The following is a 26,082-nucleotide window of genomic DNA, read 5'->3' as shown; positions in this document are numbered from 1 at the left end:
ACTTACAACATTCTTATTCAGGACTTAAATATGGAAATGTTTCATAAATTGATTGTAATACTTTGTTAAGTTCAGCCTTACTTTTGATGATCAATAATACTGTATCATCACCTGCTATAGTTCCTATAATTCCTATGTTTTTGCTATTATTTAATGAATAAATAACATACTTCTGATCTAGAAAGTAAGCTAGGCTGCTAGCTTGTCCTGGTTGAGTGTGTAGTACTATTAAACCAAAATCCGAAATTTGCATATTAAGTATTAATGGTAATCGATATTGGTTGATGTCAATTACTTTATACATACCAGCAACTTTGGCAATTTTAAGTTTTTTTAATTTTCTTGATAAAGTAGCCTGAGGAATGTTGTGCCCTCTTTCTTTAAGCAAGGTCTGTAAATCGCTCTGCTCTAAAATTTCGTGATTTTGAATAATATTTAAAATATGTTCACCTAGTGTGTTGTCATGCATTATGCATTTTCCTCATATTGAATATGTAATAAGTATATTTGAAATTATATTCATTATTTCTTGACTATTCAATTTTTAATGTCTATATTCATAAGATGAATAAAATATGAATATAAATTAGTAATATGAAAAAATATATTTTAAATGCTATTATAGTGATAAGTATTCTATTAACAGGATGCAAGGAAAATAAACACGATAATATCATTAGATTTGCAATTTCTGCAGATTATCCACCTTTTGAATATTATGAAAATGGTAAATTTACTGGCTTTGACATTGAGCTTGCTCAATTAGTAGCAAAAGAGTTAGGTAAAGAAGCGATATTTAAAGATATGCAGTTTAGTGCTATATTTGCAGCATTGCAAAGTAATTCTGTAGATGCTGCTATATCTACTATTGGTAGCACAGAAGAGCGTGAAAAAAATTTTGATTTTTCAAATAGTTATTATACAGGGGAATTTGGTATTCTATATCACAAAAATAAACCCATAGCCGGTATAAACAACTTAACTCACAAGAAGATAGCCGTTCAACTAGGAACTGTCATGGAAATTTGGCTAAAAGAGCATGTTCCTACAACAGCTCAAATTATTGCTATAGACAATAATAATCAAGCTGTAGAAACATTAAAGTCTGGTCATGTTGATGGCGTCCTAATTGATGAATTCCAAGGTAAAGTATTTAGCAAAAAAAATCCTGGTCTATCATGGTCAGCCACTGCCAAGTTAGATGGTGGTTATGTTATTGCTGTGAATAAAGGATCTGCTTTAAAGGATAAAATAAACGAGGCATTAAAAAGTTTAGAAAGTAAAGGTGTAATACAAAAAATAGCAGAAAAATGGCTAGGAGATAACTGATGCAGGAATTAATTTCTAATTTCTTGTTTGTTGGAACAGGCCTTGCCTTTACTTTAAAATTATTGATTGGAGGACTGCTTTTAGGTGTGAGTCTAGGGGGATTATTGTCAGTACTCAGATATAATAAGATCTGTATTCCATTAATTAATGGAATTATATCTGTAATACGTGGCACCCCCCTTATATTACAGTTAAGTGTTGTTTATTTTATGACCCCAACCATTGCAGGAATTAAATTAAACATATTTAGTGCTGGCATTATAGCATTTGGTCTAAATAGCTGTGCTTATATTGCTGAGATTTTACGAGCTGGTATTGAAACTATATCAAAAAACCAGTTTGAAGCAGCTAAAACTTTACAAATACCTAGTTTCTATATGTGGAGAGATATTATATTACCACAAGTTATTAAAAATATTCTTCCTGCAATGATAAATGAGATCATTGCACTCCTTAAAGAAACGGCATTAATCTCTACTATTGGTGGTGTTGATATTATGCGCTCTGCGCAAATGCTTGCAGCAGAACAATTTACTTATTTTATACCACTTTGTCTTGCTGGGGCTTATTATTACGCTCTTGTATTACTAATTGAATATATAGGCAAAAAGATTGAACAGAAAGGTATATATGATAAAAATGCATAATGTTTGTAAATTATTTAATAATATTCCAGTACTTAATAATATTAACCTGATTATAGAGCAATCTATAGTTGGTCTTGCTGGTCCTTCTGGTAGTGGTAAATCAACATTGTTACGTTGTATACAAAAACTCGAAGTTTTAGATTCTGGTAGCATTGAATGCAATGATAGTACTGGTTTTGTATTTCAGGATTTTCAACTTTTCTCACATATGACTGTCTGGGAAAATCTTACATATGCTCCCAAACTTAAAAACAAAACTCAGGATCAAAGTGATTCACTACTTGAGTCTTTGGGTATTGCCTCTAAAAAAAATGATTACCCTAGTAATCTATCCGGTGGGCAAAAACAGCGGGTTGCGCTTGCCAGAAGCTTAATGATGAATCCAAGGATTCTATTATGCGATGAGCCAACGTCTGGTTTAGATGTAGCAACAATAGTCGACGTTGTGGAACTATTACAATCAGTTAGAGATATGGGTATTACTATGATTATCGCTTCTCACAATTTGGATTTTTTAACAAAAATATCAGATCGGATTATTCTGTTAAAAAACGGAAAAATAATTGTAGATATCAATCCTAAAGAAATTGATGAACCAACAAACTATTTAAAAAATAATTATTAAAAGAGAATCACTCATATCATACTGAGAGCTATAACAGATTTTAGCATCGAAAATTACATAATATACATTATGGAAAACAAAATTACATAATGTAAGAAGCAATGCTAAAAATAAAATCACATAATATAGCAAACTATAGCTAACCCAAGAAAGGTTTTCCTACGTCATACCGCCGCGATATCTCAGCATAGATTCCGCTAACAAGTAGCGGAATGACGAATTTTTGTTTTTCAAACTGTCGGTAAATCTAAGTCAGTTTAGCTATATGTGTCAAGCACTGGGATGACACCCTCCTGATGGGCCAAAATCACAATGTTCGTACAGTTATGGAATGAATCGCGGTATGACGTGTTGCTTTGATCAGCTATAAAGATGATGCTGCGGAAGTTTTTAGTACTTGCTCGCAACTTTCAACAATTTAATAGCACTGGTGTTTACAACCTCTCCGCCGACACGCTTAGTGACAAAAAACCTCACATAAGGTTTATTCGTATAAGGGTCTCTTAATATTCTCATTCCTCTGTTATCTACAATCTTATAAGCTTGTTTGAAATCTGCCATCGCAATTACTGGTAGCTGATTGTTTGGCGCTGGTGGCATATCGGCAGATTGATATACTGGTATTCCCATTAAAGTATCTGGAGCTTCAAGCGACAGACTTGGCTGCCAGAGATACTGACCTGTTTGAGATTTTAGCAGCCTGATATCCTTCAACGTACTCCTGTTCATCAAAAATGACGCATTTTTGGAATAATATTCGTCCAGAGAGTAATACAACATCATTATTGAATCACTATCTAATTTTTCAGTTTTAACTTGCTCTATTTTATTATAACTGTTTCCATTTTCATAAGCTAAAATTCCTTTTGGTTGAAAAGTGCCCTCACCCTTAATGAAGGCTTCGCTTTCTTCCTTACTAAAAGTCTCGGCAATCTTTTCCACCAGCCAACTCTCAACATCGACAAACGCATCATCGAGTAACTTTTGTGATATTTGTGGTTGAGCATATAACTCGTAAGTTGTGACGGAAATCTTTTGGATTTTGGGCGTGTCCGTATCTTTTGCAAAATCATACTTAGACTTATTGCCACCGTCCTCATCATCTACTGTTTCACTGCTCCAACCTGCACCGGCGCGGTCAAAATCTTCTATAATGTAATCCAATGTTTCAGTAGAGATTCTTTGACTGGAGCATATTTGTCGCATTGGGGACGAATCAGTTACGCGCTTGTTTATGCGTTTTACAATATGCGGAGTAACTAGATAACCCCCGATATCACTGTCATCTCCACTGAGGGTTTTGTGTGATAAACCGCTTTCCATTCCCTTGCGGATATAATCAGAAAAATATTTATCGCTTGTGCTAAAATCTGTATTTACTTCTGGGCGTTGAGCTGCAGTTTCGATCAAGTCTAAACGCTCTTTGCAACTATCAATGGCATTATTTACCTTGCATAGCTGCTCAATTGTTGCAGAATCAGCACGCCCTTTGCTTTCAATTTCTTTTAGTTTGCGATCATTTATTAATTTAAATTGCTCCCATGATGAAGCGAGTTCATTGATACGGTGAGCGATATCGGTAAGTGACATAATAGCCTCCTTTGAAAATGAAATAAAAATGGAAATAAGGTAATAGGAATGGCATCCATAGATGTTTCCCACAGTTGTACGAATATTGCAATATGGTACATAGTAAACGATGTCATTCCAGTGCTTGACACTGGGATCCAGCTTCTATGCAACTTAATTAAAAACGTTTGTTTTAGCGTAAGACAACTACCTTTAGCTCATCAGCTCAGTTATAAGCAAAATTTCTGGATTCCAGTGTCAAGCACTGGAATGACATCATCTGTTGTGCAATTTACCTTTAAAAATGAATATCCGTACAGTTATGTGCTTGGCACTGAAATGGCATCATTTTTTATCTGTTGAAAATGTAAACCGAAAAATAGCGTGGCACTTTGTGCCACGCTTAGTACTGTAAGCTTAATCCAGTAATTAAATTAAGCGAGGTAAAATAAAAGATAATGACACTATATAATGTTCGTTCTTTTATGTCAAGCACTTTTTTGAATTTTTTTGGTGATAATTTTTATCCAGTTATTTTATTATTGTAGTATAATTTCAATGCCAGATACTATCATTATGATCACTATCTAAATTTAAATCGTAATTATCATCAAATTTATATCCCCTCCATCTCTTCTCTATGCAATTCATGTGAATCACCTAAAGCTTTTTGATTAGAAACGTCAACACAATACTGTAACAGTGCTCTTAATGCTCCAGCACTATCTTGATCTAAATTAAAATTGCTAAAATCAAATTTCTGCATATTCTCCACATGTCCTTCTCTACATAACCTACATATCTTAGCAAAAGCCCTTTCACTTTCTCGACTCCAAGCATTAAGAAAGTAAGGATCTACTACTTTGCTAAATTGTTTCTCTATCTCTTCAAGAGAGCTCTCTGGATTAAGTTCTAATATTACTTTGAAAATCCCACTGCCATGGAATCTATAAAATTTACTAGATAAGCTATCTTTTACAAAATTAACTGCATCATCTATTGTAACACCAGAGCGAGATTCAAATATCATCTCAAATGCTCCATAACAACTATCAATACCAAAATTAATTACCTCTTCTAAGGAAATTTGTGGCTTATTCCTCAAGATAACTTCTAAACTCTTGACAAAATTATGCCCATGCTGACCCATAGCATGGGTTTTCCCATTTATTGTATAATGATATAGCTTCTTATTTTCTATTATATGCTTATTGCACTGGTAGATATGTAGCTTATTCAATTTGCCAGAATATTCCTCTATTTCCTTATCTGGTAATTTTGAGCGGAATTCCTTGATTACTTCGCGTATTATTCTATTGATATTACTCATGCTTATTCCTAATTAATATGTTAGTATTTTTATAAATTAAGTTATTATATTAAAATTCTTTCATGGATTTCAATATTAGCTCCGCACTACTTGTAGTTTTTGTAATGGGTCTGCCAATGACGATATAATCAGCTCCTGAATTTATTGCTTCTTTTGGTGTTGCTGTTCTTTTTTGGTCGTCATGACCTGGATCTATACGAATTCCTGGAGTAATAATTTTAAAGTCTTCACCGCATTCTCGGCGCACTTCCTGAGCTTCCAATGCAGAACAGACTATTCCATAGAGTCCAATCTTTTTTGCAAGCTTTGCAAGCAAAATTACCTGTGATTTTACTTCTCTTGCTACTCCAAGCTCGTTTAAATCCTCATTGCTCATACTAGTTAGCACTGTCACCCCAATCAGCTTTATTTTTGTGCCTTGCACTACACTTAGCGCTTCTTCAAGCATTTTTGTTCCACCGCTGATGTGCAGAGTTAACATTTCAATGTTCAGAACTTTTATTACTTCAACTGTTTTGGCTACAGTGTTTGGAATGTCATGCAATTTCAGATCTAAAAAAATTGGTACATTGCATTTTGCAACTTCTTGCACTCCAGAAAGACCTTGAGCAGCAAAAAATTCTAATCCCAGCTTTACCATGCCAACTTTACCACGCAGAGCATTAGCTAGAGAAATAGCCTTATTTAAGTCTTGTGTATCCAGTGCGCATATTATTGGGTTCATTATCTTGCATGATTTATCTTATAATAAGACTCATTGTTGTGTTTTGCAAATACTTTCACTCTGATTGAACTGACTGCGTTCATAAGATTCTGTCAATAGTGAATTTGGCAACTTGGTCGGGGTGGATGAGCGACTGACAAATAATGATTCATATCCAAGATCTTCCAGCGAAGAAGAAGGCGTTTCCTCTGGCAAAAGCCGTGCAATTTCTCCTTGTAACGCAGACTTTAATATTTGAATCGTATCTAATATTGCTTTTCCATCATTATTTCTTATTGGTTCTTCTATATTGTCTGTTACGCATCTTATCAACAGTTGCGCAAAATTCACTTGTTTTTCTTTCTCTTTCAAAAAATCTTCTATTTGACTGTCTCGTTCTAAAAGTGAATTTCTTAAACTTTTTACTTCATTATTACAATCTTTTCTTATCTCATCTAACTCAAAAGATTGATTTTTAATTAAACCATTTGCTTCATCTAACTCTTCAAATTTCTCTTTTAATTCTTTAGATAAATTTTTCTTTTCTTTGTTGACCTCTTTAATTTTACATTGTAGCTTATCTAAGTTTGCATGCAGCCTTTCTTGTTCTTCACGTAATTCCTCTACTTCTTTAGAAAGTTTATTTTTTTCCTTATTCAATGCCTCTACTTCTTTAGAAAGTTTATTTTTTTCCTTATTCAATGCCTCTACTTTTTCACTAAGTTCATGTTTTTTCTCACGTAGTGCCTTTTGTACTTCACGTAACGTTTCTATTCTATCATTTAACCCCTTATTCTCTAGCTCTAAATGTTTATTATCATCCACTTCCATCTTCAGCTTTGCAATAAATCTACTTCTTTCTTCCAACTGTTTCTTTAAACATGAGATTTCAAGTTTTAATTTCTCTTCCTGCTCATTAAGCTTACCTATTTCCTTTCTTGTTTTGTCCAATTCATTGTCTATTTCAAACGTACGATTCTTTGCTGTTTCTAATTTTTTCTCTAAAGATTTTTTTTCTTCAAGAAGAGATTCTCTCTCAACTTCTGACTCATTTACTTTCTGATCCAATCTTTTTGCTCTCTTGTCTAAATTTTGCTTTTCTCGAGTTAATTCATGTTTTAATTTTTCCACTTCTTTGTTTGCAGCTTTTTCAGCTTCCTTTCCTAGAGTTATTTTATTTTCTAACTCTTGCTCTTTCTGAGCGAATTTATTTCTCTCAACCTCTATTTTTTTATTATTACTAATTATTTTATACGAAAGTGCAAGCACCAAAACAGATAATGTAGCTAAAGCAAGAATTAGAGGAAGAGGCACATTAGAAGTTACAATAAGCGCTAAAGATGTAAGTAACGTAAGAGTAGCTAAGGAACTAGCTATAAAATAAAATGTGTTAGCCTCACTAAGCAAATTGCTCATTACTCCCCTCCTCCCCCCACGTTCAGCAGTCTTGTATATATTTATTAAAATTCTCTTATCTGTGGAGGAATTATAGTGCTGCACCTACAACAAACTTTCCTTTTTCAGTCTACTAGCTAAAAATGGCTAAGGTTTTATGTATCCAGTGTACAACTGTACTCAAAATGTCTAGTGGCTATTGATCGGGGTAGAACATCCACTGGTATATCCAGGATCTTCCACAAATGAAGGAACAGACGTTTCGCCTGGCAAATATTGTGCAGCTTCTTCTACTAACACAGACTTTGTTGCTTGAATCACTTGTAATATTACTTTTTTATCATCATCTCTGATCACTTCATTTTCCCTTACTAATTTTTCTACCTCATCTGTTACATATTCTATCATCCGTTGCAAAAAAAGCACTTCTTCTTTTTTCTTTTCCAATAAAGCTTTTTGAAGTTGTTCTATTTGAGAGGATTGCTTCAAAAGTGAACTGTTTAATTCTTTCACCTTATTATCGCGATCATCATTCACTGTTGTTAATGTGTTATCAGATTCTTTCTCTTCTTTTTGTAAAGATAATGACTCCTTTTCCAGCTCCTTAATTTTAGATAAGTACTCTTTCTCCTTTGTACACAATTTATCAACTTTACTTTCAAGATCAGTGCGCTTTTGACGTTCATCACTAACTTTACCTTCTAATTCTTTCTTTTCCTTTTCCGACTGGCATAACTTCTTCTCTAATTCTTCTATGTCGCTTTCTGAGCTCTCATGTTGTTCTTCCGATTCTAAAGTTTTTAATTGTTTTACTTCTTCTACTTCTACTTTTTTTCTTAACATAGTTAATTGAGTACGCAGAGAAGAAGCTTCCCTACTTTTATGTTCTAATTCCAAGTTTAATTCATCTTCATATTCCAATCTTAAGCGTAACTCATCTTCATATTCTGACTTTAAACATAACTTATTCTTTTCACTTTCTAATTTGCATTGACACAATTCCTCCATTAAAGAATCCACTCTTTCATTCAATCTTGTATTTTCATCACGTAACTCTTGGTGTTCAAGAGAAAGCATCTCCTCCTTATGTTCTAACTGACCTTTTACTTTTGCTTCCAATTCTACATTATTACTAATTATTTTACATGAAAGTGCAAGCACCAAAATAGATAATGTAGCTAAAGCAAGAATTAGAGGAAGAGGCACATTAGAAGTTACAATAAGCGCTAAAGATGTAAGTAACGTAAGAGTAGCTAAGGAACTAGCTATAAAATAAAATGTGTTAGCCTCACTAAGCAAATTGCTCATTACTCCCCTCCTCCCCCCACGTTCAGCAGTCTTGTATATATTTATTAAAATTCTCTTATCTGTGGAGGAATTATAGTGCTGCACCTACAACAAACTTCCCATCTTCAGTCTGCTAGCTAAAAAATGACTTAGACCTTGTGTATCGAGTGTACCATTGTACTTATAAGTCTAGTTAGCTATTGATCGGGGGTAGAACATACTGGTATATCCAGAATCACATAAAGCGTCATTCAGCTTATGTGATGGTCTGGATGTGTATTGCTGTGATTCTCCTATAGAATTTTCAATTTTCCTGTTAGTCTGCTTATTCGACACCTCTCCAATATTATATTCAATACAAAAATCTTTAATTATAGTATAAGCAGAAGTTCCAATCTTGTTGTTTAACTTTTCAACTATATAATTTATAAAACATTCCACATCTGCTGCTGAGATAGAGAGTGTTGTAAGTCTTGTTTCGTTTAAAATTCTTAAGATAGCATGCTTGTACTTTTTATTTTTTAATTTTTCATTCAGACCATCCTTCAGTATATTCTTAAGTATACTTCCTTCTATCATAGTAAACTTGAGTTTACTACTCAAACGACTTCCCCTAACAAGTGATGCATCTAAATCTTGCAGACTAACATTAGTTGTAGCAAACACCGTCACACCTTTATCAGCTTCATCGAATCTAGTGAAAAAATAATTTAAAGGTACTCGATTGGCATCAGTGCGTCCCTTGCCAAAGCTGTCGATTTCATCTATAAGAACTATACAAGGAGCGTTTTCGTTTGCTTTATTAAAAAGCTCATTTATATTTGATTTTTCAAGCAAATCAGCTCCAGAAACTTTTATAAATGTAGTTAGAGATATCAGCTGATCCCCAATCGCCTCAACAATTGAACTCTTACCAGTTCCTCCTGGACCGTGAAAAATGAATCCTCTTTGTATTTTTTCTTGCTCTTCTTCTGAATCACCTGATTTTGCTGAAGACACTATATTAATATTATTTTTTATTGATTCATAAATATTTACTAATTTTGTTTTTATCTCTTTTATAAATATAAAATCCTCAAATGCTTTCTTCCCTCTTTTTTCACCTTTTGCGCAAAATTTCATAAAAATCTTTTCTTGTGTTTTACTTTCTGCTGCAGCACTAGCAATCTTTGCCTTTAGCTCTTCCATTTCATCTTTTGTTGCAGCACTACCAATTAGCTTTTCAACTTCATTACTAAGCTTATTTATCTCTTCTTTTGTTGCAACACTAGCAATCTTTACCTTTAGCTCTTTCACTTCATTGTTAAGCTTATTTAGCTCCTCTTTTTTTGCAGCACTAGCAATTAGCTTTTCAATCTCATTGTACTGACTACTAAGCCTCTTATTTAGCTCTTTGATTTGAGGCTCTAAGCTTTGTATTATATTTTCTTGCTCTTTAGCTAATCCATTTTTTTCATTAGGTTCTGCTTTTTGTGCATCAAGCTTTTTATTCTGGCTGATCATTTTACATGAAAGTACAAGCACCAGAACAGAAAGTATAGACAAACTCAAAGCAACAGGAAGAGCTACATTAAAGGCTGCAACTGAAGACAAGAACTCAACATAAGGGGCAACGGCAAGTGTCCCAGACGCAAGCAATACCAAAGTAGCAAGAGCACCAGCTATAAGATACGGTGCATTGGCTTTATTATATAAACCCCCCATTATTATTCCCTCATACTAATAATGATTACAATAGCATGGATATTAAAGGAAGTAAAGCTATAAAAATCAATATAAATCTATATTCACTATGTATTTCTCGTCTTCAGTTTCAAGCTCAGACTGCATCCACTCTATCGTTTCCGCATTGCAAACTGCCTGCAAATCATTCTGTGCGGATTGATCCAACTTATCCTCTCGTAGATCTGCTTTTATCATCAACTTTTTTATCAGATGCTTAACTGATACATTATTATCTGCCTTTATCTTTCTGATAATGTTTAATATCTGAATAACATTATCTCCCATTTCCTCTGAATATTTATCGTAGATAAGTTCTTCTTTGCTTGGCCAATTACTTTGATTGTGTACAGAATTATAACTATACAACTGGTGGTATATCTCTTCTGTAATGTATGGCAAGAAAGGTGCAAATAACCGCAAAATAACATTTAACACATACGCCAAGCTTTGTTTTGCACTTAAGGTTGCTTCACTGCTTCCGTACGCACGTTTTTTTACTAACTCCAAGTAACTATCACAAAAATCCTTCCAAAAAAATTCCTCTATTGCGCCCAAAGCTTCGCAGTATTCAAACTGTAATAGGTTATTTGTTGCTCTTTCTATAACTTTGTATAACTTAGACAATATCCACTTATCCATTGTCTCGTGAGCAGAATTTATGCTCATCACTTGATGCTTTTCCATGAACATGGAAACGAACTTGCTAGCGTTCCAAAGTTTTGTAACGAGGCGCTTGCCAATTTTGAATGTATTTTCAGAGTAGACTGTATCAACTCCAAGCCTTGAGTTCGCTGCCCAATAGCGCACTACATCAGCTCCATAAGTTTCAAGTATTACATGAGGAGTGATGATATTACCTTTTGATTTACTCATCTTTTTCTTATCATCTGCTAAACACCAACCGCTGATCATAATGTTTTTCCAAGGTAAAGAATTTGCATGATAATGTGCCTTTAAAATAGTATAAAAAGCCCAAGTTCTTATTATCTCATGGCTCTGGCTGCGCAGATCTGCAGGAAATATCGTATCATAGCGATGATTTGGTAAGCTAAACTCACTGTTTACTGCCAGTGCACTCAGTTGAGGAGTAATTGAACTTGTGGCCCAGGTATCCATTACATCTTGATCTGGGATAACCTCTTCTTTGCTATACCCTTTTGGCAAATCTTTCAATGGATCTATAGGCAGGTCCTTTATCTCAGCTAGAATAATTTTACCTTCTTCTCCCTTACGGTTGGAATACCACGCTGGAAATGGCACACCAAAATAACGTTGCCTTGAGATGCACCAGTCCCAATTTAGCCCTTCTATCCACACTTCCATGCGTTTACGCATAGTAGCTGGATGCCAATTGCATTCTTTTACTTTATCTAATACTTGAGCTTTTTGCTCTAAGGTCTTGATAAACCATTGATAAGTAGGCAATATCTCAAGTGGTGCACCAGATCTTTCTGCACACTTAACAGAATGAGAAATGTTAGTGCTTTCTATCAAAAGGCCTCTTTGAGTTAGGATTTCGATTATCCGCTTTCTTGCTTCTTTAACTTTCAATCCATTTATTTCACTATAGATTCCAGTGTCAGCTACTTGAATGACATCATTCAGGTTCATCCTCCCATCCTGATCGATGATAATTTTCATCGGCAGATTATGCTTTTGCTGCCAATATATGTCGAGTTCATCACCAAACGTACAGCACATAACAAGCCCAGTGCCTTTATCTATTTTAACCTTATCATCAGCTATGATTGGAATTTTTTCCTTTGTTATTGGCACTATGGCTGTTTTTCCGATCAGATGAGTGTAGCGCGCATCCTCTGGATGACAAAAAACTGCAACGCATGCTGGAAGTAACTCAGGTCGCGTAGTTGCAATATTGATCTGCTCATTTTCTTGAGTAGAGAAAACTATCGTGTTTAAGGATGACTCAAAAACTTTATCTTCTATTTCTGCTTGCGCAATTGCTGTTTTATCAACCGGGTCCCAAAGGATGGGCTGCATTTTTCTATATGCATACCCTTTATTATATAGATCAATAAACGACATCTGTGAAAGCGTCACAGTTTCCTTGCTGATCGTGTGATATTCCAAATCCCAGTCATAACTAATGCCGACTGATTTAAATAGTTCCTTGAATTCTTGCTTTGATTTTTCAATAACCTCATGGCACATCTCTATAAATTTTTCTCTGCCAACTTCTTTTGCACGGGTTTTATAGGTTTGTTCAACCAATCTTTCAGTGGGAAGCCCATTATCATCAAACCCAATTGGGTAAAACACATCTTTTCCCAGCATGCGCTGAAACCTTGCAATAAAGTCCGTGTGGCAATAGCTAAATATATGGCCAATATGGAGTTTTCCCGATATTGTCGGCGGAGGTGTGTCTATAGTGAAAGTGTTATCCTTTTCACCATTCCATTTATAAACTTTACTTCCTTCCCACAATATGTTGCATTTGTCTTCAACTTCTTTAAAGCCGTATTTTTCTTTTAACATAAATATTTCTCAATTTTAAACCTTAAGCTAGCAACGTCATACCGCCGCGGTATCTCTAGATCCCGCTAACAAGCAGCGGAATGACGATGGTCGGTAAACCTAAATTACTTTAGCTATAGCACAATTACGGCAATTTTACGCCAAAATTTTTTGTTTACGAACATAAATTTTCTATGCTATGATAAAAATATTACTTGACCTTAGGTTCTAAGGGTATTATGTAATGTTAAATTATAATTGAGGTTCGTTATGCTAAGCTTAAAGAATGGTACAATACAGGTTGCCGATGATAAAATAGTCCTTGTTATAAAAAAAGATGATTATGAAGAATTTAAAAAGTATAAAAACGTAGATAAGAGTGGTGCTATAATTGATGACAAGTTTTATGTGGGCTGTACGCTAAATGATCAACAACTATATATTACTGGTTCTTATCCTCAAGAAGAACTAGGAGATAATACAATCATGAATGTAAAATCCGTTGGGAAAAAGGGTGGCAAATATTTTAGTCGCCTAGAAGAAATGAAAAATCTGTTAGGCTTTAACGATGGGAAAGAGGAGATTATGGTAAAAGCCCTATCTTGCCATCCCACAGTACAATTGTTAGAAGAGAAAAATGTTAAAACAACAGAATTGGAAGCTGCAGAAGAGCAGTTAAAGGGGAAAAATGAAGAATTAGAAGCTGCAAAGAAGAAAGCTGAGGAGGAATTGAGAATTAAAACACAAGAATTACAAGATCAATTGGACACAGCTCAGCAGGAAAAACAAGACTTAGAAGCTGAAGTGGAAAAACTAAAGGCAATAGATTCTACAGCGTTGCAGCAGCAGTTAGAAGAGAAAAATGCTAAAATAACAGAATTGGAAGCATTAGATGCTGTGGCGTTACAGCAAAAGTTAACAGAGAAAGAGAATGAAATGACAGCATTAAAAGCTCAACCAGATGCTGCTGTTACGAAGTTAGAGGGTGAAAAAACAACACTAACAAATAAAATAAAAGATTTAGAAGCACAGTTAAACAACCAACCAAATGCTGCTCAGTTAAAAGCCAAAGAGGATGAAATAAATAAACTAAATGATGAAGTTGCGCAGTTAAAGGCAGCACCAAATGATACTGCTGCTCAGTTAAAAGCCAAAAAGGATGAAACAAAAGACTTACAAAATCGATTGACTGAAGCTGAGGAGAAAAATAGAAAACTAGAAGATAAAAGCAAAACAACTGAGCAACCAAAACAAGGCAATGGAGCACGGTACACTGCTACTGTTGGTATGGGTCTTGCTGCTGGACTGATAGCATTTACTGCACTTGAACGTACAGTTAAGTTAGAGATGTTAGTAATGATTGGTATAGCAGTAGCATCTGCACTCGTAGCCGGTGGTATTACATATGCAGTATTACCTAGTACTCAAGTAGATGGGGCAAAAGCACAAGAAGTAAATGAGAATGGGAAAAAGAAGTAACAAGGGTTAAGCCGAAATGTACGTGTCAAGCAAAACACTTGACGCGAACTTCAGTTTTTATATTCCTTCATTAGCATAATATAATTTTGTGCTGATTGTGTAATATGTTTAATTTCTTCATTCGACATCTTTTTGAAGAACTTTGCTGGCCTGCCAGCCCATATTTCCCCACTTTTTATCACTTTTCCGTGTGTTACCAGTGAGCCAGCAGCTACCATAGCTTCAGGCTCCACAACTGCATGGTCCATCACGGTAGAGCCCATACCAATAAACGCCTTATCATGCACCGTGCATGCGTGCAACACACAAAAATGTCCCACTGTTAACATGCTGCCAATAATTGTGTCACCACCTGGGTTTCTATCCACATGAATTACCGTTCCATCTTGAATATTTGTTCCATTACCTATTTTTATTGATCCAACGTCCCCTCTGATTACACAATTAAACCAGATGCTTGCATCTCTTCCTATTTCAACCTTGCCTATGATATGCGAACCACCTGCGATGAAAGCACTTTCGTCTATTTTTGGTTCATAATCTTTGTATTTTAAAATGTGATACATATTAAGCCCAAAGTCTTATGCATATGTTAATCAAAATAAGGTAAGCAGTAAATACATACTTAGATTTCAAACTACTTGGGTGACAGATGTTCTTGACTTACGTGCTTTGTACTGCTAAGATTTTTATTTTCAGCCCTATCTATAATGTCAGTAGCGGTATTAAGTATATTTCAAATAATATTGGTTGTTGTGTTAGTAATTTTAGTGCTCTTGCAGCCGCCTGGAAGTAGTTCGTTAAGTGGTTTTAGTAATACACAACAGGGGGTCAATTCGATGATTCCGGTGAAATCTTCTGAAAACCCGCTCAGCAGAATAACGGCTATTGTTGCTGGATTGTTTATTATAAACACATTGCTATTGTCAGGATTATGTTCAAAAGACGTACATAAAAAATCGATCGCAGAAAAAATTATATTAGAAAAAAAGCAAGAAAGTGAATCTACTTCTGTTCCATTTGAAAATTAATGAAGGAAGCTAAATTTATCTTTGTCACAGGTGGAGTTGTGTCATCGCTTGGTAAAGGCTTAGTTGCTTCGAGTGTTGGTGCGCTTCTTCAAGCTCACGGTTTTAAGATCCGTATCAGAAAACTTGACCCGTATCTCAACATTGATCCTGGGACAATGAACCCAACTCAGCACGGAGAGGTATTTGTTACCGAAGATGGTGCTGAAACTGATTTGGATCTTGGGCATTATGAGCGTTTTACTGGAATTAAAGCAACAAAAGATGACAATATAACAACTGGTAAGATATATCATGAGTTATTGAAGAAAGAGAGGCGTGGTGATTATCTGGGCAAAACTGTGCAAGTCATTCCTCATGTAACAGATTTGATCAAATCGTTCATTTTTAATGGTACGGAAGGTTTAGATTTTGTAATATGTGAAATAGGTGGAACTGTAGGTGACATTGAAAGCCAACCATTTTTGGAGGCTATACGCCAAGTTAACTACACATTAGGAAAACAAAAAGTTATCCTTATTCACTTAACTTTAATACCATATCTTACCGCAGCGCAAGAATTAAAGACAAAGCCAACGCAGCATTCAGTTCGAGAGTTAAATTCCGCGGGGTTACAACCAGATATTATATTATGCCGCAGTGAGAAAGAAATTTTCGATAATCAAAGAGAGAAAATAGCTAAGCTTTGCAATGTTTCTTTATCCAATGTGATACCTGCTCCTGATGTGAGTCATATATATGAGTTACCGGTGTTGTATAGCCAATGTGGGCTTGATACGCAAATTTTGGAGCACTTTCATTTAAGTAAGCCAAGACCAAGCTTGACTGAATGGGATCAAATAGTGCATTCCATAAGGCACCCAACACAGGAAGTTACTGTGTCTATAGTGGGAAAATACACCGAATTCCCTGATGCGTATAAATCACTAGTTGAAGCATTAAATCATGGTGCGATTAGTAATAAAGTCAAAGTAAGGATAAATTGGGTTAACTCAAGAGAGAAGGAAGAAAAACCTATAAATGAAAAACTTATAGGAGAGAAATTACAGAATTCTCATGCAATCCTTGTTCCAGGGGGGTTTGGTGATGACGGAGTAGAGGGTAAAATATTAGCAATAAATTATGCCCGTACAAATAATATCCCATTTTTCGGAATTTGCCTTGGTATGCAGCTTGCAATTATTGAGTTTGCTCGTAATGTTGTTAAGCTTGAAGATGCACACTCTGAAGAATTTCGTAACTGTAAACATCCAATCGTTAAGTTAGCTGGCGATCAAGATGACGATCTTGGTGGAACCATGAGACTTGGGGCATACAAATGTAATATAAATGCAAACTCTAAAATGATGGATGCATATAGTAACACTACTATTTCAGAAAGACACAGGCATAGGTACATAATCAATTCAGATTATAAAGATGACTTAGAAAAAAATGGGCTGTTATGCAGTGGCATATCAGAAGATGGAACGTGCATAGAGGCAGTGGAGTTAGAGAGTCATCCGTGGTTTATTGGTGTGCAGTTTCATCCAGAATTTCAATCAAAGCCGTTTTCTCCTCATCCTCTTTTCGTGTCGTTCGTTAAAGCAGCAATTGATAAGAAATAAGTGCCTAGTGTTTAAGTATCAATATATGGAGCTTGCCATAGAGCAAGCCAAACTCGCTCAAAAAAATGATGAGGTGCCCATAGGTGCTGTAATAGTGAGTGGAGACAATATCATTTCTTCTGCACACAATATATCCAGCGATCCAACTGCACATGCAGAGATGTTAGCGATCAGACAAGCATTTTCAACTCCCACGCTTTGTGATGCTGATATGTACGTAACATTAGAACCATGTCCGATGTGTGCTCAAGCTATTTCCTTTGCCAGAATTAAACGATTGTACTTTGGAGCTTATAATCCAAAAGGTGGAGGAATTGAAAATGGTGCTAAGATATTTCAATTTTGCAGCCATATACCTGAAGTTTATGGTGGGATATTAGAAACAGAATGCTCTTTTTTGTTAAAGGATTTTTTTGAGAAATTGAGAACATAGTTTAAGTCTATCAATTGTCATTTGCTTGCTTATCTCTGAAACTATCTTCACTTTTTTCCATATAGCCGCCTCTAGTCTAACTGTGCAGATCGATTTGCTGCCACGTGCGTAATAAGTACAACATTAGAGTTGCTAGATAAATTATTATTAGTACCAGCTTCAGCGGCCAAATAACGACCATCTTCAGTACATGTGAGTATATAATTTAATAGTGTTGCGGCTGCTTCCCTATCATTCAGTTTTGGGTCCAAACAATAATCTATCAATTTACTAATTGACTGTTTATTTGTAACTCGACCCTCAAACTCCCTGAGAGATCCTACTCTCTCTCCTAAGTTTATAACGAATTGCTGCGTTTCTTCAGGTGTAAGTTTACCTACTCTGTAATCTAACTCATTTGCGGTTCTTGCACGTTCTACTTCTTCGTGTCCATAGCAGCCTAATAGGTTACTTATTGCCTGTACCATACCATTTAGACTATTTGCAAGTTCTACTCCTAATATCCTATACAATGACTCTTGTACCGATGTCGTATAAACTTCATCAATCACTTCTTTCAGGCAGACCAGAGTATAGATTATAAATTTTCTTTCTTCTCTTGATTCTGATAGGCTCTTTAAAATATCAGTAAGAGTTGGTACTATAACATTCCGCACAACTTCTTGATTTCTTATTAAGTTTGGTACTGTATTTTTTAATACCTTAGCCCACTGCTTATCTTCAGGCAATTTTCTTTCACTTATGGCAGTTAAAATTGTACTTCCAAGAGTTGGATCAGTTATTGCCTGAAAAATAGCATATGATACTTCCAATGATAAATGGTAAACAAGCGATAATAGATGTAAATTGGAAATAGGAATGCTGGAGCGTATCTTTAGAACATCTTTAACAGCAGCATAGAATTTCTTTAAAGTACTAGAATCTCTAGCACCTTGAAGTTCTTCAAAATTACTTAACTTATTAATGAAATTTTCTTGTATATTTTGAAATCTTGCTTCAATTCATTCCTTTTTGGATGTCATTTTTTTAGCTACACTTTCAGTCTTTTCCTTTACTTCCAGGTATAGTGCACCTGCTTCTGCTCCTCTTTCTGCTATAGTTGATAACCCGCTAAACAAATCATTAGCTGCTTCTTCTAGACTTATGTTAAATACAGCATTATTAACAATTACCTCGTGTTTGCGTTCCCCTTTTACTTTTTTATATAATACAAACAGAGACATAGATGCTATTGCAGTCAAAAAGAAGGTCACGGCTACTATTACTAACACTAGCGGAGACATTTTAATTAGAGTAAACGTGGCTGCAGCTCCCATACCAAGCGAAAACATCGCTACACATCCAACCGCTACTTGGAAATACAACTTACAGTTTTTCTTATTATTTGAAATGTTTGCGTTATTTGGAATGTCTGCTCTGTTTCGTAAAAGAAACCCGATACCTTCTATATCTCGATTCTGAAGAGCTTGTATCAGTAAAGATGACCCATTATGCGAAACATTTGCTCCTAGATCTATACAAGATTGAGCACTATCAAATAATTTATTGTTGAAAAAATACTCCAATAGTGTTTCACCAGAAGGCAATTTGAAATTTTTTACTAACTGCATGTTTTCACTCTGATCACCTCTTTCTATATATAGCTTGAATAAATAAACAGCTTCCCTAGGAGCTATTCTTGCGTGAAAAGCATATTCAAATGCTGTAAGGTTATCATGATTTTTGATATAGAGATCTGCACCATTCTTAAGAAAATCATAAAAAGTAGCGTTAGCTGTATAGGTTTCATCACATTCAATTAAGCGCTGCTTAATAAAATTGACAACAGCGTAGTGTAGTGAGCTATTTCCATTATTATCTGGTATATTAACGTTAACTCTTTGTTTTATGAGATATTTTGCATGGCCCAACTTATCTTGAATAATTGCATTTAGTAATAACGTTCTTCCTTCAGCATCTTGAGAATTTACTCCTTCATGTGCTCCCCTTTCAAGCAATAGCACAGCATTTTCAACATCACCTTTTTCAGCTGCAACACTCAGTAGGGCTTGATCACCTTTATTAACATTAATGTTAGCACCATTTTTTAGCAACCAATCTATAACCTCTTCCTTTTCGCATCTGTCCTCAATCTCTAATGCTTTTGTAAGCACATCAAAGCAGTAGTTATGGTCAGAAACAAGTTTATTTAAATCTAATTCCCCTATATTAAGGTTGCGTGAGTATAAAAACTTTTCACTATGTTGTGCTCCATATTTTTGCAGCAAGCTATACATTTCACTGCCATATTGAGCATAATCCAAAGCAGTACAACCATCATTATCCTTAGCATTTACTTCTATTTTTTGACATAACATAGACAATGGCAAAAACCTTGCTACCAGGTACTGAGACACTTCTTTTTCATTAACTTCTAAAAACAACTCAACAACTTTTCTATTTTCATTCCTAACAGATCTATGCAGTACAGTACGATCGCTAGCATCTATAGTATCAATCCTACTGCCATTGCTTATTAATGAACTTATAACTTTTGATGAGCATTTTTTTTCTATAGCAACGTCTAGAATAGTTTTGCCATTTTTTGTAGCATTTATATCTAAATCTTCCTTGATAAGCTGCTTAATTCTGTTTTCCCTATCGGTGCTGTTTTTTATTCTCAACACATCTTCAAAGTACTCAAAATTAGACCACGCATCACACAATGCTTCATTTTCTACTGATTTTTGTATTCTTTCTGAGTAAGCAATATCTGAATGAACAGCATTTCCTGCTTGTTCACGTACTATATTAATTCTATTATTATTTTCTGTATCTGTTGCCATATACCCTCTATAAAGCCTAACTTATATCATACTATATTTGTGACGCTTGTAAAGACTTAAATTTACAGTTGGAAATACTGTTTTTTTAGACGAATAGAATAAGAAATTAGTGTTACGCATAAAAAAGTTTATCATGGCATGTGTTTTTGATCGTTCTAATTTTTCCGCAATAAAATTTTCTCATTTAGCGAGATTAGCGCATTTTTCACACCTTTTTTCAACTTAGGAGAATACACACTTAAGAGAAAACTAAGACCAATCAAATTTCTTATCTTGCGGTTTTATTTGCAATATTGCTACCACACTGATCAACAAGCAGAAGACTATATAAAGCCCAGCAGCAAGGTTTGTTTGAGGAAATGTTACAGTCAACCAAATACAAACCATAGGAGTAAATCCTCCATGTAACGCATAAGAGATATTGCGTGATAAGCTCACACCACTAAATCTAACATTGGTAGGAAAGAGTTCAGATGCAACTATTCCTATGGGAACTATACCCCTTTCTATTATAGAGAGAACCATTACGCTCAACGCAATCACAAGATAATTTTTATAGTAATATGCAATAGATAACGCAGGACAACACAGTGCCATTGTAATTGCTATAAATAAGATTGCAGTGCGCTCTTTTCCAACTTTATCAGCCAACATTCCAAACGCTATTGAAGATATCGGCATTAATACACTGGTTATAATCAATACAATTTCGTTGATATATGTTGTTACATAAACATCCACTGATGCTATTTCCTTTGCGAGAGTTCGAAGAAATATGGTAAATCCAACAGCAACATTAACAGGTACAGATATTAAAATAGCAAGTATAAGAGCTCTCTTGTGGCGTTTTATAAGCTCTATTATTGGCAAATCAGGTAAATTTCTTTGTTTTCGATTTTTTTCATATGCTGGAGTTTCTCCCAATGTGTATATGCTATACGCGCTAATTAATCCTAAAATAGCTGAGAAAATAAATGGCAATCTCCAACCCCAGGTACAAAAATCAGTAGTTTTTTTGCAGATAATCACTATTACCGCAGAAAGCAAGACGCCAATGGAGCGACCAAAACCCATCATTCCAAAATACATCCCTAAGTTCTCTTTCCTACTGGATAAATGCTCTATAAGATAAACAGAACTTCCTTGTTCACCACCAAGTGCAATTCCTTGTGTTATATGGATTGCAAGAAGCAATATAGTAGAAATTATACCTACTTGATTGTGACTTGGAATAAATGCAATGAGACTTGATGGTATCGATATTAGCAAGATAGTAATTATTAATGCTATCCTCCTTCCATACCTGTCACCAACGTGACCAAATATGAATGCACCAAGTGGCCTTACAATTGCACCTAGCCCTACAATTCCAAATAATTGCAGTATGTTACTGTAGACATCTTTTGCAAAACAAAACTCTCTGCTGATTATGTTAATCAAATCAATAAAAAGCATGTAGTCATACCATATTGCGATTCTGCAGAGTATGGTTGATATCAACACCCTTGTTTGCACTAAATTCAATTCGTAAATGTTTGCTTATTCTATTCTGGCTGCTTTTTGGGATTTTACAACCTAAACATATGGAGTTGACTTTTTTATTATGGTGTGTGATAATTGCAATGAATATAGCTTATTTAGCAGCACTTATAGCAGCAGCTATAATAAAAATAGCAGCAGTAATACTTTGTGCTATAATGTGTATAAGCATTTTCTTTATATTATTTAAGGAATTAAAGAACTCTCAGATTCAAAAGGATTTCTATCTCTTCTGAAAACAGTAGGTGTAATTTCTATAATACTATCAATTATATCTCTCCCACTTATTATATTAAGCCTTACTACTCCGTCACCTCTGGTAGTAGGTATAGTAGGTGGTATCGTTGGTGCTATTTCCATAATACCATTAATAGTAGCTTACATTTTGCTTGTGGCTATATCGAATATCTTTATTACCAAGTCTTTATAAATTTGAGCTAATGTTACTGTCTTCATTTCTTCTTGGTTGTAATATTGCTGAAAGTTATCTATTTCCATAGGTATAACATATAATCTGATTTTATAAGATATTCTACCGGGATTAAAATATCGTAAATCTTAGGCGTTATAAACAAAATTTACAGGAAAAATAAGATGATACTACTCAAAAAGGCAAACAAGACGGTATTTTTCTGGCATAAGTTAGCGTTCAGCTTTACCTTTCCTTGCAAGACATTTTAGAGCTATTATGTCTTACTTCTTGAAGATACAAGTTAGCGTTTTTAACCCGAATTCTGGATTGGAGATTAAAAAAAACAAGAATATCAATAGCTTATTGTTTTAGCATTTACGATAAAGCAGTAAGCATTTTAAGACTAGTTACTAATTTAGTAAAATTCAAGACTTTCAATAATTTACCTAAAATCTAATCCAGAATTCGGGTTAATAATAAAATCTTGTTTTTTGAAAATGAATTTGGTAAACTTTAAAGATGTATGTGACAATATGGTGATATATTGTTTTTAGTATTTAATAAATTAAAGTACGTACTTGATAATTTTTCTGAACACTCTAATCAAGCTAAAATAGGTAAGCTAGATAAAATTATTCTTAGTTTAAAATTGGTATAAGGTATTAAGATGAAAAAAATTGAAATTTCAGAATTACTAAAAAGAATTTCAATCTGTTTACTATGCGTGGCAACTATTATCTCTATCGCTTTTTTGTTTGCCTATATGCATACAATGTTGCTTAGTAAAGGGTATGAGTTAGCTGCACATTATGTTAGTGAAGCTATGCCTTGTGTGTTACTTGTCGTTCTCCTTTTTATTGTTTGGTTTGTATATGATCAAGTATTCAGCAAACTAAAGGAAGTAGAGCTGCCTATATCGATAGAATTAGCTAATTCAGATGATAAAAGAATAACATTTGCTGATGCTATAATTGATGACTCCTTAAGACAACGGTTGCAGATGATTTGCTGTGACCAAATGACAGAAGAAATGCGCAAGCTGTTTGGAAATAAAAGTATTAATTCACTAAGAGGTTACATATTATATGGCCCTCCTGGAAATGGTAAAACACTTATCGCTCGTGCAATTGCAGGTGAATCAAATATGAATTTCATAAGCATCTCAGGTCCTGAACTTATTGGAGTATATATTGGTCATGGTGCACATGCTGTACGCGAGCTTTTTAAAATAGCAAAAAAATATTCTCCTTGTATAGTCTTTATAGATGAAATAGATGCAGTTGCTCAAAAAAGAAGTACCGCTAATAACTCAGCTTACCATTGTCGAGAGAGTTTAACACAGTTGTTAACTGAAATAGATGGATTTAAGAGCAGAAAAGATATAATAGTAATTGGTGCAACTAACCTTATCGGTGGTATAGATCCAGCACTTATTAGACCTGGACGTTTAGGTCAGAAGGTTTATGTCCCTAATCCAAACATAGAGGTGAGACAAAAGATATTGGCACTTTATATGCGAGGTACAAAAACTGATGAAAAGCTAAGCCTCCAAGACATTGCAGACAAGACTGAAGGCTATTCTGGGGCTGAGTTAGAGCAATTAGTGAATGAAGCAAAAATTAGCGCTGGTGCGCAAAGACGGCTTATAGTGAGTGAGGAAGATTTCAGTTACGCGCTTCACAGGTTAAGTCCAGAACAAGAAAGAGATAGAATAAAGTTAGTTTCAAACGCGAAGACACAGATAGAAGAAACTTCTTTTATACGGTAAACATAAAAATTGAAATTATAGAAGTGTAGCTGAGCCAACCTTCGTTATTCTTATTATTACCCACAAATAAAGACATGGTATTGCATTTACTCAAATAATTTAATTTTATTAACCTGAAAGCTTATTGGATTAAAATTATTAAATTAAGAGTTATAATTTTAGCAACTAAAAGCTGTAAATTGCACCATATAAACAGTTATTTCAAGCAAAAGTTATACTGACCTTAGCCAGAAAAAGTGGTGGAAAAGTTAGGAATGTTTTTTACAAAAAAAGACAGTATCAATAAAAAGGATTTTATTCTATTTGAAATATAAAATTATCATGTATTTTTCTGTTATTCCCAAGTGAATTATTATTAACTTAGCAGTATATATTATTAAAAACACAAGCAATACAATCATTTTTAGCAACCAAAACCAGCAAGCGTGAGAAGATTTTTTTTTGGAATGAGTTGGTCATGATGTTTGTAAAACTTAATTTGTACACTTTACTTACCCCCAGTAATTCTGATATAGTTACTTTAGTTAAAGTCTATAAAAGTTTATAAATGGCAACCTTAAGTGTAAGAGAAGCTTTATGCACAGCAATTAGAGAAGAAATGCAAAACGACTCTGATGTGCTTATCATGGGTGAAGAAGTTGCAGAGTATGATGGTGCTTATAAAGTAACGAAAGGATTACTGAAAGAGTTTGGAGAAAACAGAGTAGTTGATACGCCTATTACCGAACATGGATTTGCTGGCCTTGCTGTTGGAGCGGCATTTGCTGGATTAAAGCCAATAGTCGAGTTTATGACTTTTAATTTTTCTATGCAAGCTATTGACCAAATTGTGAATTCCGCAGCAAAAACAAATTATATGTCAGGCGGACAACTTGGATGCCCTATAGTATTTCGTGGACCAAATGGCGCTGCAGCAAGAGTTGCTGCACAACATTCTCAATGCTTTGCAGCTTGGTATTCGCATATACCGGGGTTAAAAGTAATAGCACCCTATTTTGCCTCAGATTGCAGAGGTCTGCTTAAAGCTGCAATTCGTGACCCTAATCCGGTAATATTTCTAGAAAACGAAATAGCTTATGGACATAAGCATGAAGTTTCTGACTCTGAGCTATCAAACAAAGATTATCTACTTGAGATAGGCAAAGCTGCTGTTATACGGGAAGGAAAGGATGTAACTATCACTGCTTTTTCATTAAAATTAATGGATGCCTTAAATGCAGCAGATTTACTTTCGAGTAAAGGTATAGAAGCTGAAGTTATTGACCTCAGAACCTTAAGACCACTTGACACTCAAACTGTTATTAACTCTATTCAGAAGACTAATAGGTTAGTTAGTGTAGAAGAAGGATGGCCATTTGCAGGAATAGGAGCAGAGCTGTCAGCCGTTGTTATGGAACAAGGATTTGACTACCTTGATGCTCCAGTTGTACGTGTAACTGGCAAGGACATCCCCTTACCTTACGCTGCAAATCTAGAAAAAAAAGCATTACCGCAAGTGGAAGATATAGTTGAAGCCGTGCATCAGGTCTGTTTTAGAAAAAAATAGTTCTTTTTTGTGTCTCCTGTTCCGCATTGGTCCATCAAAGAAGTATTTCCAGTGCCGCCTATACCACCCATTACTTTTATGACGATAGTTTTAGCACCGAAAAATACAGCACAAAATATACCGAGTGCAAAAAGAGCTGGCCATGGCATTCTACCAAATATCGCAAGCAAAGCTGCACCTATTATCACTACGGTCATAAGCGGTCCGCCTATTCCCCAAACGTAGCCAATAATGTTACATATTACTTGAGCAGTTGTATCAGTATTAGTGTCAGCGGCAGCACTCCCAACATGAGAAAAAGAAATAAATAATACTATAAAAAGAATATTAAAAACTTTCCTAGGGTTCATCTCTATACCT

At 34.8% G+C, this 26,082-nt stretch carries 24 protein-coding genes; 10 read left to right on the top strand and 14 right to left on the bottom strand.

The genetic code is table 11. The annotated features are described in order from the left end of the window. Nucleotides 1-13: 13 nt before the first annotated feature. Complete coding sequence (locus tag ABWU74_RS02415; RefSeq protein WP_010081874.1) at nt 14-469, bottom strand: arginine repressor ArgR; 456 nt, start codon at nt 467-469, stop codon at nt 14-16. A gap of 125 nt (nt 470-594) precedes the next feature. Between ABWU74_RS02415 and ABWU74_RS02410 the strand changes: the two genes are divergently transcribed. Genes ABWU74_RS02410 through ABWU74_RS02400 form a run of 3 tightly spaced genes read left to right on the top strand, consistent with a single transcriptional unit; the run spans nt 595 to nt 2,601 of the window. Continuing rightward, nucleotides 595-1,329: an ABC transporter substrate-binding protein gene (locus tag ABWU74_RS02410; protein ID WP_038198776.1), complete on the top strand. Its 735-nt coding sequence runs from the start codon at nt 595-597 to the stop codon at nt 1,327-1,329. Beyond that, on the top strand, nt 1,329-1,976 hold the full coding sequence (locus ABWU74_RS02405) for an amino acid ABC transporter permease (protein WP_022626279.1): 648 nt from the start codon (nt 1,329-1,331) through the stop codon (nt 1,974-1,976). Before ABWU74_RS02410 ends, ABWU74_RS02405 begins: the two co-directional genes overlap by 1 nt. Continuing rightward, entirely contained in the window at nt 1,969-2,601 is a 633-nt protein-coding gene (locus tag ABWU74_RS02400; RefSeq protein ID WP_353289376.1) for an amino acid ABC transporter ATP-binding protein, read from the top strand. Before ABWU74_RS02405 ends, ABWU74_RS02400 begins: the two co-directional genes overlap by 8 nt. 390 nt (nt 2,602-2,991) lie before the next feature. Here the strand turns inward: ABWU74_RS02400 and ABWU74_RS02395 are convergent, their stop codons facing one another. After that, the gene (locus ABWU74_RS02395) at nt 2,992-4,191 is read right to left on the bottom strand and encodes a phage major capsid protein (RefSeq protein WP_065094900.1); all 1,200 of its coding nucleotides are present in this window, start codon (nt 4,189-4,191) and stop codon (nt 2,992-2,994) included. A gap of 48 nt (nt 4,192-4,239) precedes the next feature. Between ABWU74_RS02395 and ABWU74_RS02390 the strand changes: the two genes are divergently transcribed. Then, nucleotides 4,240-4,533, top strand: a complete 294-nt coding sequence (locus tag ABWU74_RS02390) for a hypothetical protein (RefSeq protein ID WP_010962608.1) — start codon at nt 4,240-4,242, stop codon at nt 4,531-4,533. A gap of 253 nt (nt 4,534-4,786) precedes the next feature. Here the strand turns inward: ABWU74_RS02390 and ABWU74_RS02385 are convergent, their stop codons facing one another. The 6 genes from ABWU74_RS02385 to ABWU74_RS02360 all read right to left on the bottom strand — a co-directional run bounded on the left by ABWU74_RS02385 (nt 4,787) and on the right by ABWU74_RS02360 (nt 13,106). Next, nucleotides 4,787-5,500, bottom strand: a complete 714-nt coding sequence (locus ABWU74_RS02385) for a hypothetical protein (RefSeq protein ID WP_353289375.1) — start codon at nt 5,498-5,500, stop codon at nt 4,787-4,789. Nucleotides 5,501-5,549: 49 nt separating this feature from the next. Next, on the bottom strand, nt 5,550-6,224 hold the full coding sequence (pyrF, locus tag ABWU74_RS02380; RefSeq protein ID WP_209472951.1) for an orotidine-5'-phosphate decarboxylase: 675 nt from the start codon (nt 6,222-6,224) through the stop codon (nt 5,550-5,552). A gap of 30 nt (nt 6,225-6,254) precedes the next feature. Further along, nucleotides 6,255-7,619, bottom strand: coding sequence for a hypothetical protein (locus ABWU74_RS02375; protein ID WP_353289374.1), 1,365 nt, complete (start codon nt 7,617-7,619; stop codon nt 6,255-6,257). A 168-nt stretch (nt 7,620-7,787) separates the two neighbouring features. Then, on the bottom strand, nt 7,788-8,906 hold the full coding sequence (locus ABWU74_RS02370; protein WP_209472955.1) for a hypothetical protein: 1,119 nt from the start codon (nt 8,904-8,906) through the stop codon (nt 7,788-7,790). A 168-nt stretch (nt 8,907-9,074) separates the two neighbouring features. Continuing rightward, complete coding sequence (locus ABWU74_RS02365) at nt 9,075-10,589, bottom strand: AAA family ATPase (RefSeq protein WP_353289373.1); 1,515 nt, start codon at nt 10,587-10,589, stop codon at nt 9,075-9,077. A 66-nt stretch (nt 10,590-10,655) separates the two neighbouring features. Continuing rightward, nucleotides 10,656-13,106 carry a valine--tRNA ligase gene (locus ABWU74_RS02360; RefSeq protein WP_209472959.1) on the bottom strand — a complete coding sequence of 817 codons (2,451 nt, stop codon included), beginning with the start codon at nt 13,104-13,106 and terminating at the stop codon, nt 10,656-10,658. A 249-nt stretch (nt 13,107-13,355) separates the two neighbouring features. Between ABWU74_RS02360 and ABWU74_RS02355 the strand changes: the two genes are divergently transcribed. Continuing rightward, nucleotides 13,356-14,564 (top strand): hypothetical protein, encoded by a 1,209-nt coding sequence (locus tag ABWU74_RS02355; RefSeq protein ID WP_353289372.1) that lies wholly within the window; start codon nt 13,356-13,358, stop codon nt 14,562-14,564. A 50-nt stretch (nt 14,565-14,614) separates the two neighbouring features. On the opposite strand, the gene ABWU74_RS02350 is transcribed toward ABWU74_RS02355, so the two are convergent. Continuing rightward, entirely contained in the window at nt 14,615-15,130 is a 516-nt protein-coding gene (locus ABWU74_RS02350; protein ID WP_209472963.1) for a gamma carbonic anhydrase family protein, read from the bottom strand. A gap of 144 nt (nt 15,131-15,274) precedes the next feature. Here ABWU74_RS02350 and secG point away from each other — a divergent pair, with 144 nt between their 5' ends. The 3 genes from secG to ABWU74_RS02335 are packed head-to-tail and all read left to right on the top strand — an operon-like array spanning nt 15,275 to nt 17,632. Continuing rightward, entirely contained in the window at nt 15,275-15,595 is a 321-nt protein-coding gene (gene secG / locus ABWU74_RS02345; RefSeq protein WP_007548880.1) for a preprotein translocase subunit SecG, read from the top strand. Continuing rightward, nucleotides 15,595-17,199 carry a CTP synthase gene (locus ABWU74_RS02340; RefSeq protein WP_353289371.1) on the top strand — a complete coding sequence of 535 codons (1,605 nt, stop codon included), beginning with the start codon at nt 15,595-15,597 and terminating at the stop codon, nt 17,197-17,199. Before secG ends, ABWU74_RS02340 begins: the two co-directional genes overlap by 1 nt. A 25-nt stretch (nt 17,200-17,224) precedes the next feature. After that, complete coding sequence (locus ABWU74_RS02335; RefSeq protein WP_209472967.1) at nt 17,225-17,632, top strand: nucleoside deaminase; 408 nt, start codon at nt 17,225-17,227, stop codon at nt 17,630-17,632. A 71-nt stretch (nt 17,633-17,703) separates the two neighbouring features. Here the strand turns inward: ABWU74_RS02335 and ABWU74_RS02330 are convergent, their stop codons facing one another. From ABWU74_RS02330 to ABWU74_RS02315, 4 genes are all read right to left on the bottom strand, one after another. Continuing rightward, complete coding sequence (locus ABWU74_RS02330; RefSeq protein WP_341817853.1) at nt 17,704-18,444, bottom strand: hypothetical protein; 741 nt, start codon at nt 18,442-18,444, stop codon at nt 17,704-17,706. Nucleotides 18,445-18,633: 189 nt separating this feature from the next. After that, nucleotides 18,634-20,457, bottom strand: coding sequence for an ankyrin repeat domain-containing protein (locus ABWU74_RS02325; RefSeq protein WP_353289370.1), 1,824 nt, complete (start codon nt 20,455-20,457; stop codon nt 18,634-18,636). A gap of 249 nt (nt 20,458-20,706) precedes the next feature. Continuing rightward, nucleotides 20,707-21,912, bottom strand: coding sequence for an MFS transporter (locus tag ABWU74_RS02320; RefSeq protein ID WP_244663081.1), 1,206 nt, complete (start codon nt 21,910-21,912; stop codon nt 20,707-20,709). Nucleotides 21,913-22,182: 270 nt separating this feature from the next. Continuing rightward, complete coding sequence (locus ABWU74_RS02315; protein WP_265023311.1) at nt 22,183-22,356, bottom strand: hypothetical protein; 174 nt, start codon at nt 22,354-22,356, stop codon at nt 22,183-22,185. A 719-nt stretch (nt 22,357-23,075) separates the two neighbouring features. On the opposite strand from ABWU74_RS02315, the gene ABWU74_RS02310 reads away from it, so the two are divergent. Next, nucleotides 23,076-24,176, top strand: coding sequence for an ATP-binding protein (locus tag ABWU74_RS02310; RefSeq protein WP_265023312.1), 1,101 nt, complete (start codon nt 23,076-23,078; stop codon nt 24,174-24,176). A gap of 547 nt (nt 24,177-24,723) precedes the next feature. After that, the gene (locus ABWU74_RS02305; RefSeq protein ID WP_353289369.1) at nt 24,724-25,722 is read left to right on the top strand and encodes a pyruvate dehydrogenase complex E1 component subunit beta; all 999 of its coding nucleotides are present in this window, start codon (nt 24,724-24,726) and stop codon (nt 25,720-25,722) included. Here the strand turns inward: ABWU74_RS02305 and ABWU74_RS02300 are convergent. Then, complete coding sequence (locus tag ABWU74_RS02300; RefSeq protein ID WP_006279664.1) at nt 25,698-26,072, bottom strand: TrbC/VirB2 family protein; 375 nt, start codon at nt 26,070-26,072, stop codon at nt 25,698-25,700. The two genes, ABWU74_RS02305 and ABWU74_RS02300, sit on opposite strands and share 25 nt — an antisense overlap. Between the last annotated feature and the right edge of the window lie 10 nt (nt 26,073-26,082).

The organism is Wolbachia endosymbiont (group A) of Paraperithous gnathaulax, assembly GCF_964028485.1.
Classification (GTDB): Bacteria; Pseudomonadota; Alphaproteobacteria; order Rickettsiales; family Anaplasmataceae; genus Wolbachia; species Wolbachia pipientis.
The sequence above is the reverse complement of the archived record's forward strand: the minus strand, read 5'-3'. Positions and strand labels throughout refer to the sequence as shown.

What these genes read in the sequence shown, in the direction of transcription:
- ABWU74_RS02365 (WP_353289373.1), bottom strand. Translation starts at nt 10,589, where the DNA reads ATGGGGGGTTTATATAATAAAGCCAATGCACCGTATCTTATAGCTGGT.
- ABWU74_RS02350 (WP_209472963.1), bottom strand. Translation starts at nt 15,130, where the DNA reads ATGTATCACATTTTAAAATACAAAGATTATGAACCAAAAATAGACGAA.
- ABWU74_RS02395 (WP_065094900.1), bottom strand. Translation starts at nt 4,191, where the DNA reads ATGTCACTTACCGATATCGCTCACCGTATCAATGAACTCGCTTCATCA.
- ABWU74_RS02385 (WP_353289375.1), bottom strand. Translation starts at nt 5,500, where the DNA reads ATGAGTAATATCAATAGAATAATACGCGAAGTAATCAAGGAATTCCGC.
- ABWU74_RS02305 (WP_353289369.1), top strand. Translation starts at nt 24,724, where the DNA reads ATGGCAACCTTAAGTGTAAGAGAAGCTTTATGCACAGCAATTAGAGAA.
- ABWU74_RS02320 (WP_244663081.1), bottom strand. Translation starts at nt 21,912, where the DNA reads ATGCTTTTTATTGATTTGATTAACATAATCAGCAGAGAGTTTTGTTTT.
- ABWU74_RS02360 (WP_209472959.1), bottom strand. Translation starts at nt 13,106, where the DNA reads ATGTTAAAAGAAAAATACGGCTTTAAAGAAGTTGAAGACAAATGCAAC.
- ABWU74_RS02300 (WP_006279664.1), bottom strand. Translation starts at nt 26,072, where the DNA reads ATGAACCCTAGGAAAGTTTTTAATATTCTTTTTATAGTATTATTTATT.
- ABWU74_RS02325 (WP_353289370.1), bottom strand. Translation starts at nt 20,457, where the DNA reads ATGGCAACAGATACAGAAAATAATAATAGAATTAATATAGTACGTGAA.
- ABWU74_RS02315 (WP_265023311.1), bottom strand. Translation starts at nt 22,356, where the DNA reads ATGGAAATAGCACCAACGATACCACCTACTATACCTACTACCAGAGGT.
- ABWU74_RS02340 (WP_353289371.1), top strand. Translation starts at nt 15,595, where the DNA reads ATGAAGGAAGCTAAATTTATCTTTGTCACAGGTGGAGTTGTGTCATCG.
- pyrF (WP_209472951.1), bottom strand. Translation starts at nt 6,224, where the DNA reads ATGAACCCAATAATATGCGCACTGGATACACAAGACTTAAATAAGGCT.
- ABWU74_RS02400 (WP_353289376.1), top strand. Translation starts at nt 1,969, where the DNA reads ATGCATAATGTTTGTAAATTATTTAATAATATTCCAGTACTTAATAAT.
- ABWU74_RS02415 (WP_010081874.1), bottom strand. Translation starts at nt 469, where the DNA reads ATGCATGACAACACACTAGGTGAACATATTTTAAATATTATTCAAAAT.
- ABWU74_RS02390 (WP_010962608.1), top strand. Translation starts at nt 4,240, where the DNA reads ATGGCATCCATAGATGTTTCCCACAGTTGTACGAATATTGCAATATGG.
- ABWU74_RS02370 (WP_209472955.1), bottom strand. Translation starts at nt 8,906, where the DNA reads ATGAGCAATTTGCTTAGTGAGGCTAACACATTTTATTTTATAGCTAGT.
- ABWU74_RS02375 (WP_353289374.1), bottom strand. Translation starts at nt 7,619, where the DNA reads ATGAGCAATTTGCTTAGTGAGGCTAACACATTTTATTTTATAGCTAGT.
- ABWU74_RS02355 (WP_353289372.1), top strand. Translation starts at nt 13,356, where the DNA reads ATGCTAAGCTTAAAGAATGGTACAATACAGGTTGCCGATGATAAAATA.
- ABWU74_RS02310 (WP_265023312.1), top strand. Translation starts at nt 23,076, where the DNA reads ATGAAAAAAATTGAAATTTCAGAATTACTAAAAAGAATTTCAATCTGT.
- ABWU74_RS02410 (WP_038198776.1), top strand. Translation starts at nt 595, where the DNA reads ATGAAAAAATATATTTTAAATGCTATTATAGTGATAAGTATTCTATTA.
- ABWU74_RS02335 (WP_209472967.1), top strand. Translation starts at nt 17,225, where the DNA reads ATGGAGCTTGCCATAGAGCAAGCCAAACTCGCTCAAAAAAATGATGAG.
- secG (WP_007548880.1), top strand. Translation starts at nt 15,275, where the DNA reads ATGTCAGTAGCGGTATTAAGTATATTTCAAATAATATTGGTTGTTGTG.
- ABWU74_RS02405 (WP_022626279.1), top strand. Translation starts at nt 1,329, where the DNA reads ATGCAGGAATTAATTTCTAATTTCTTGTTTGTTGGAACAGGCCTTGCC.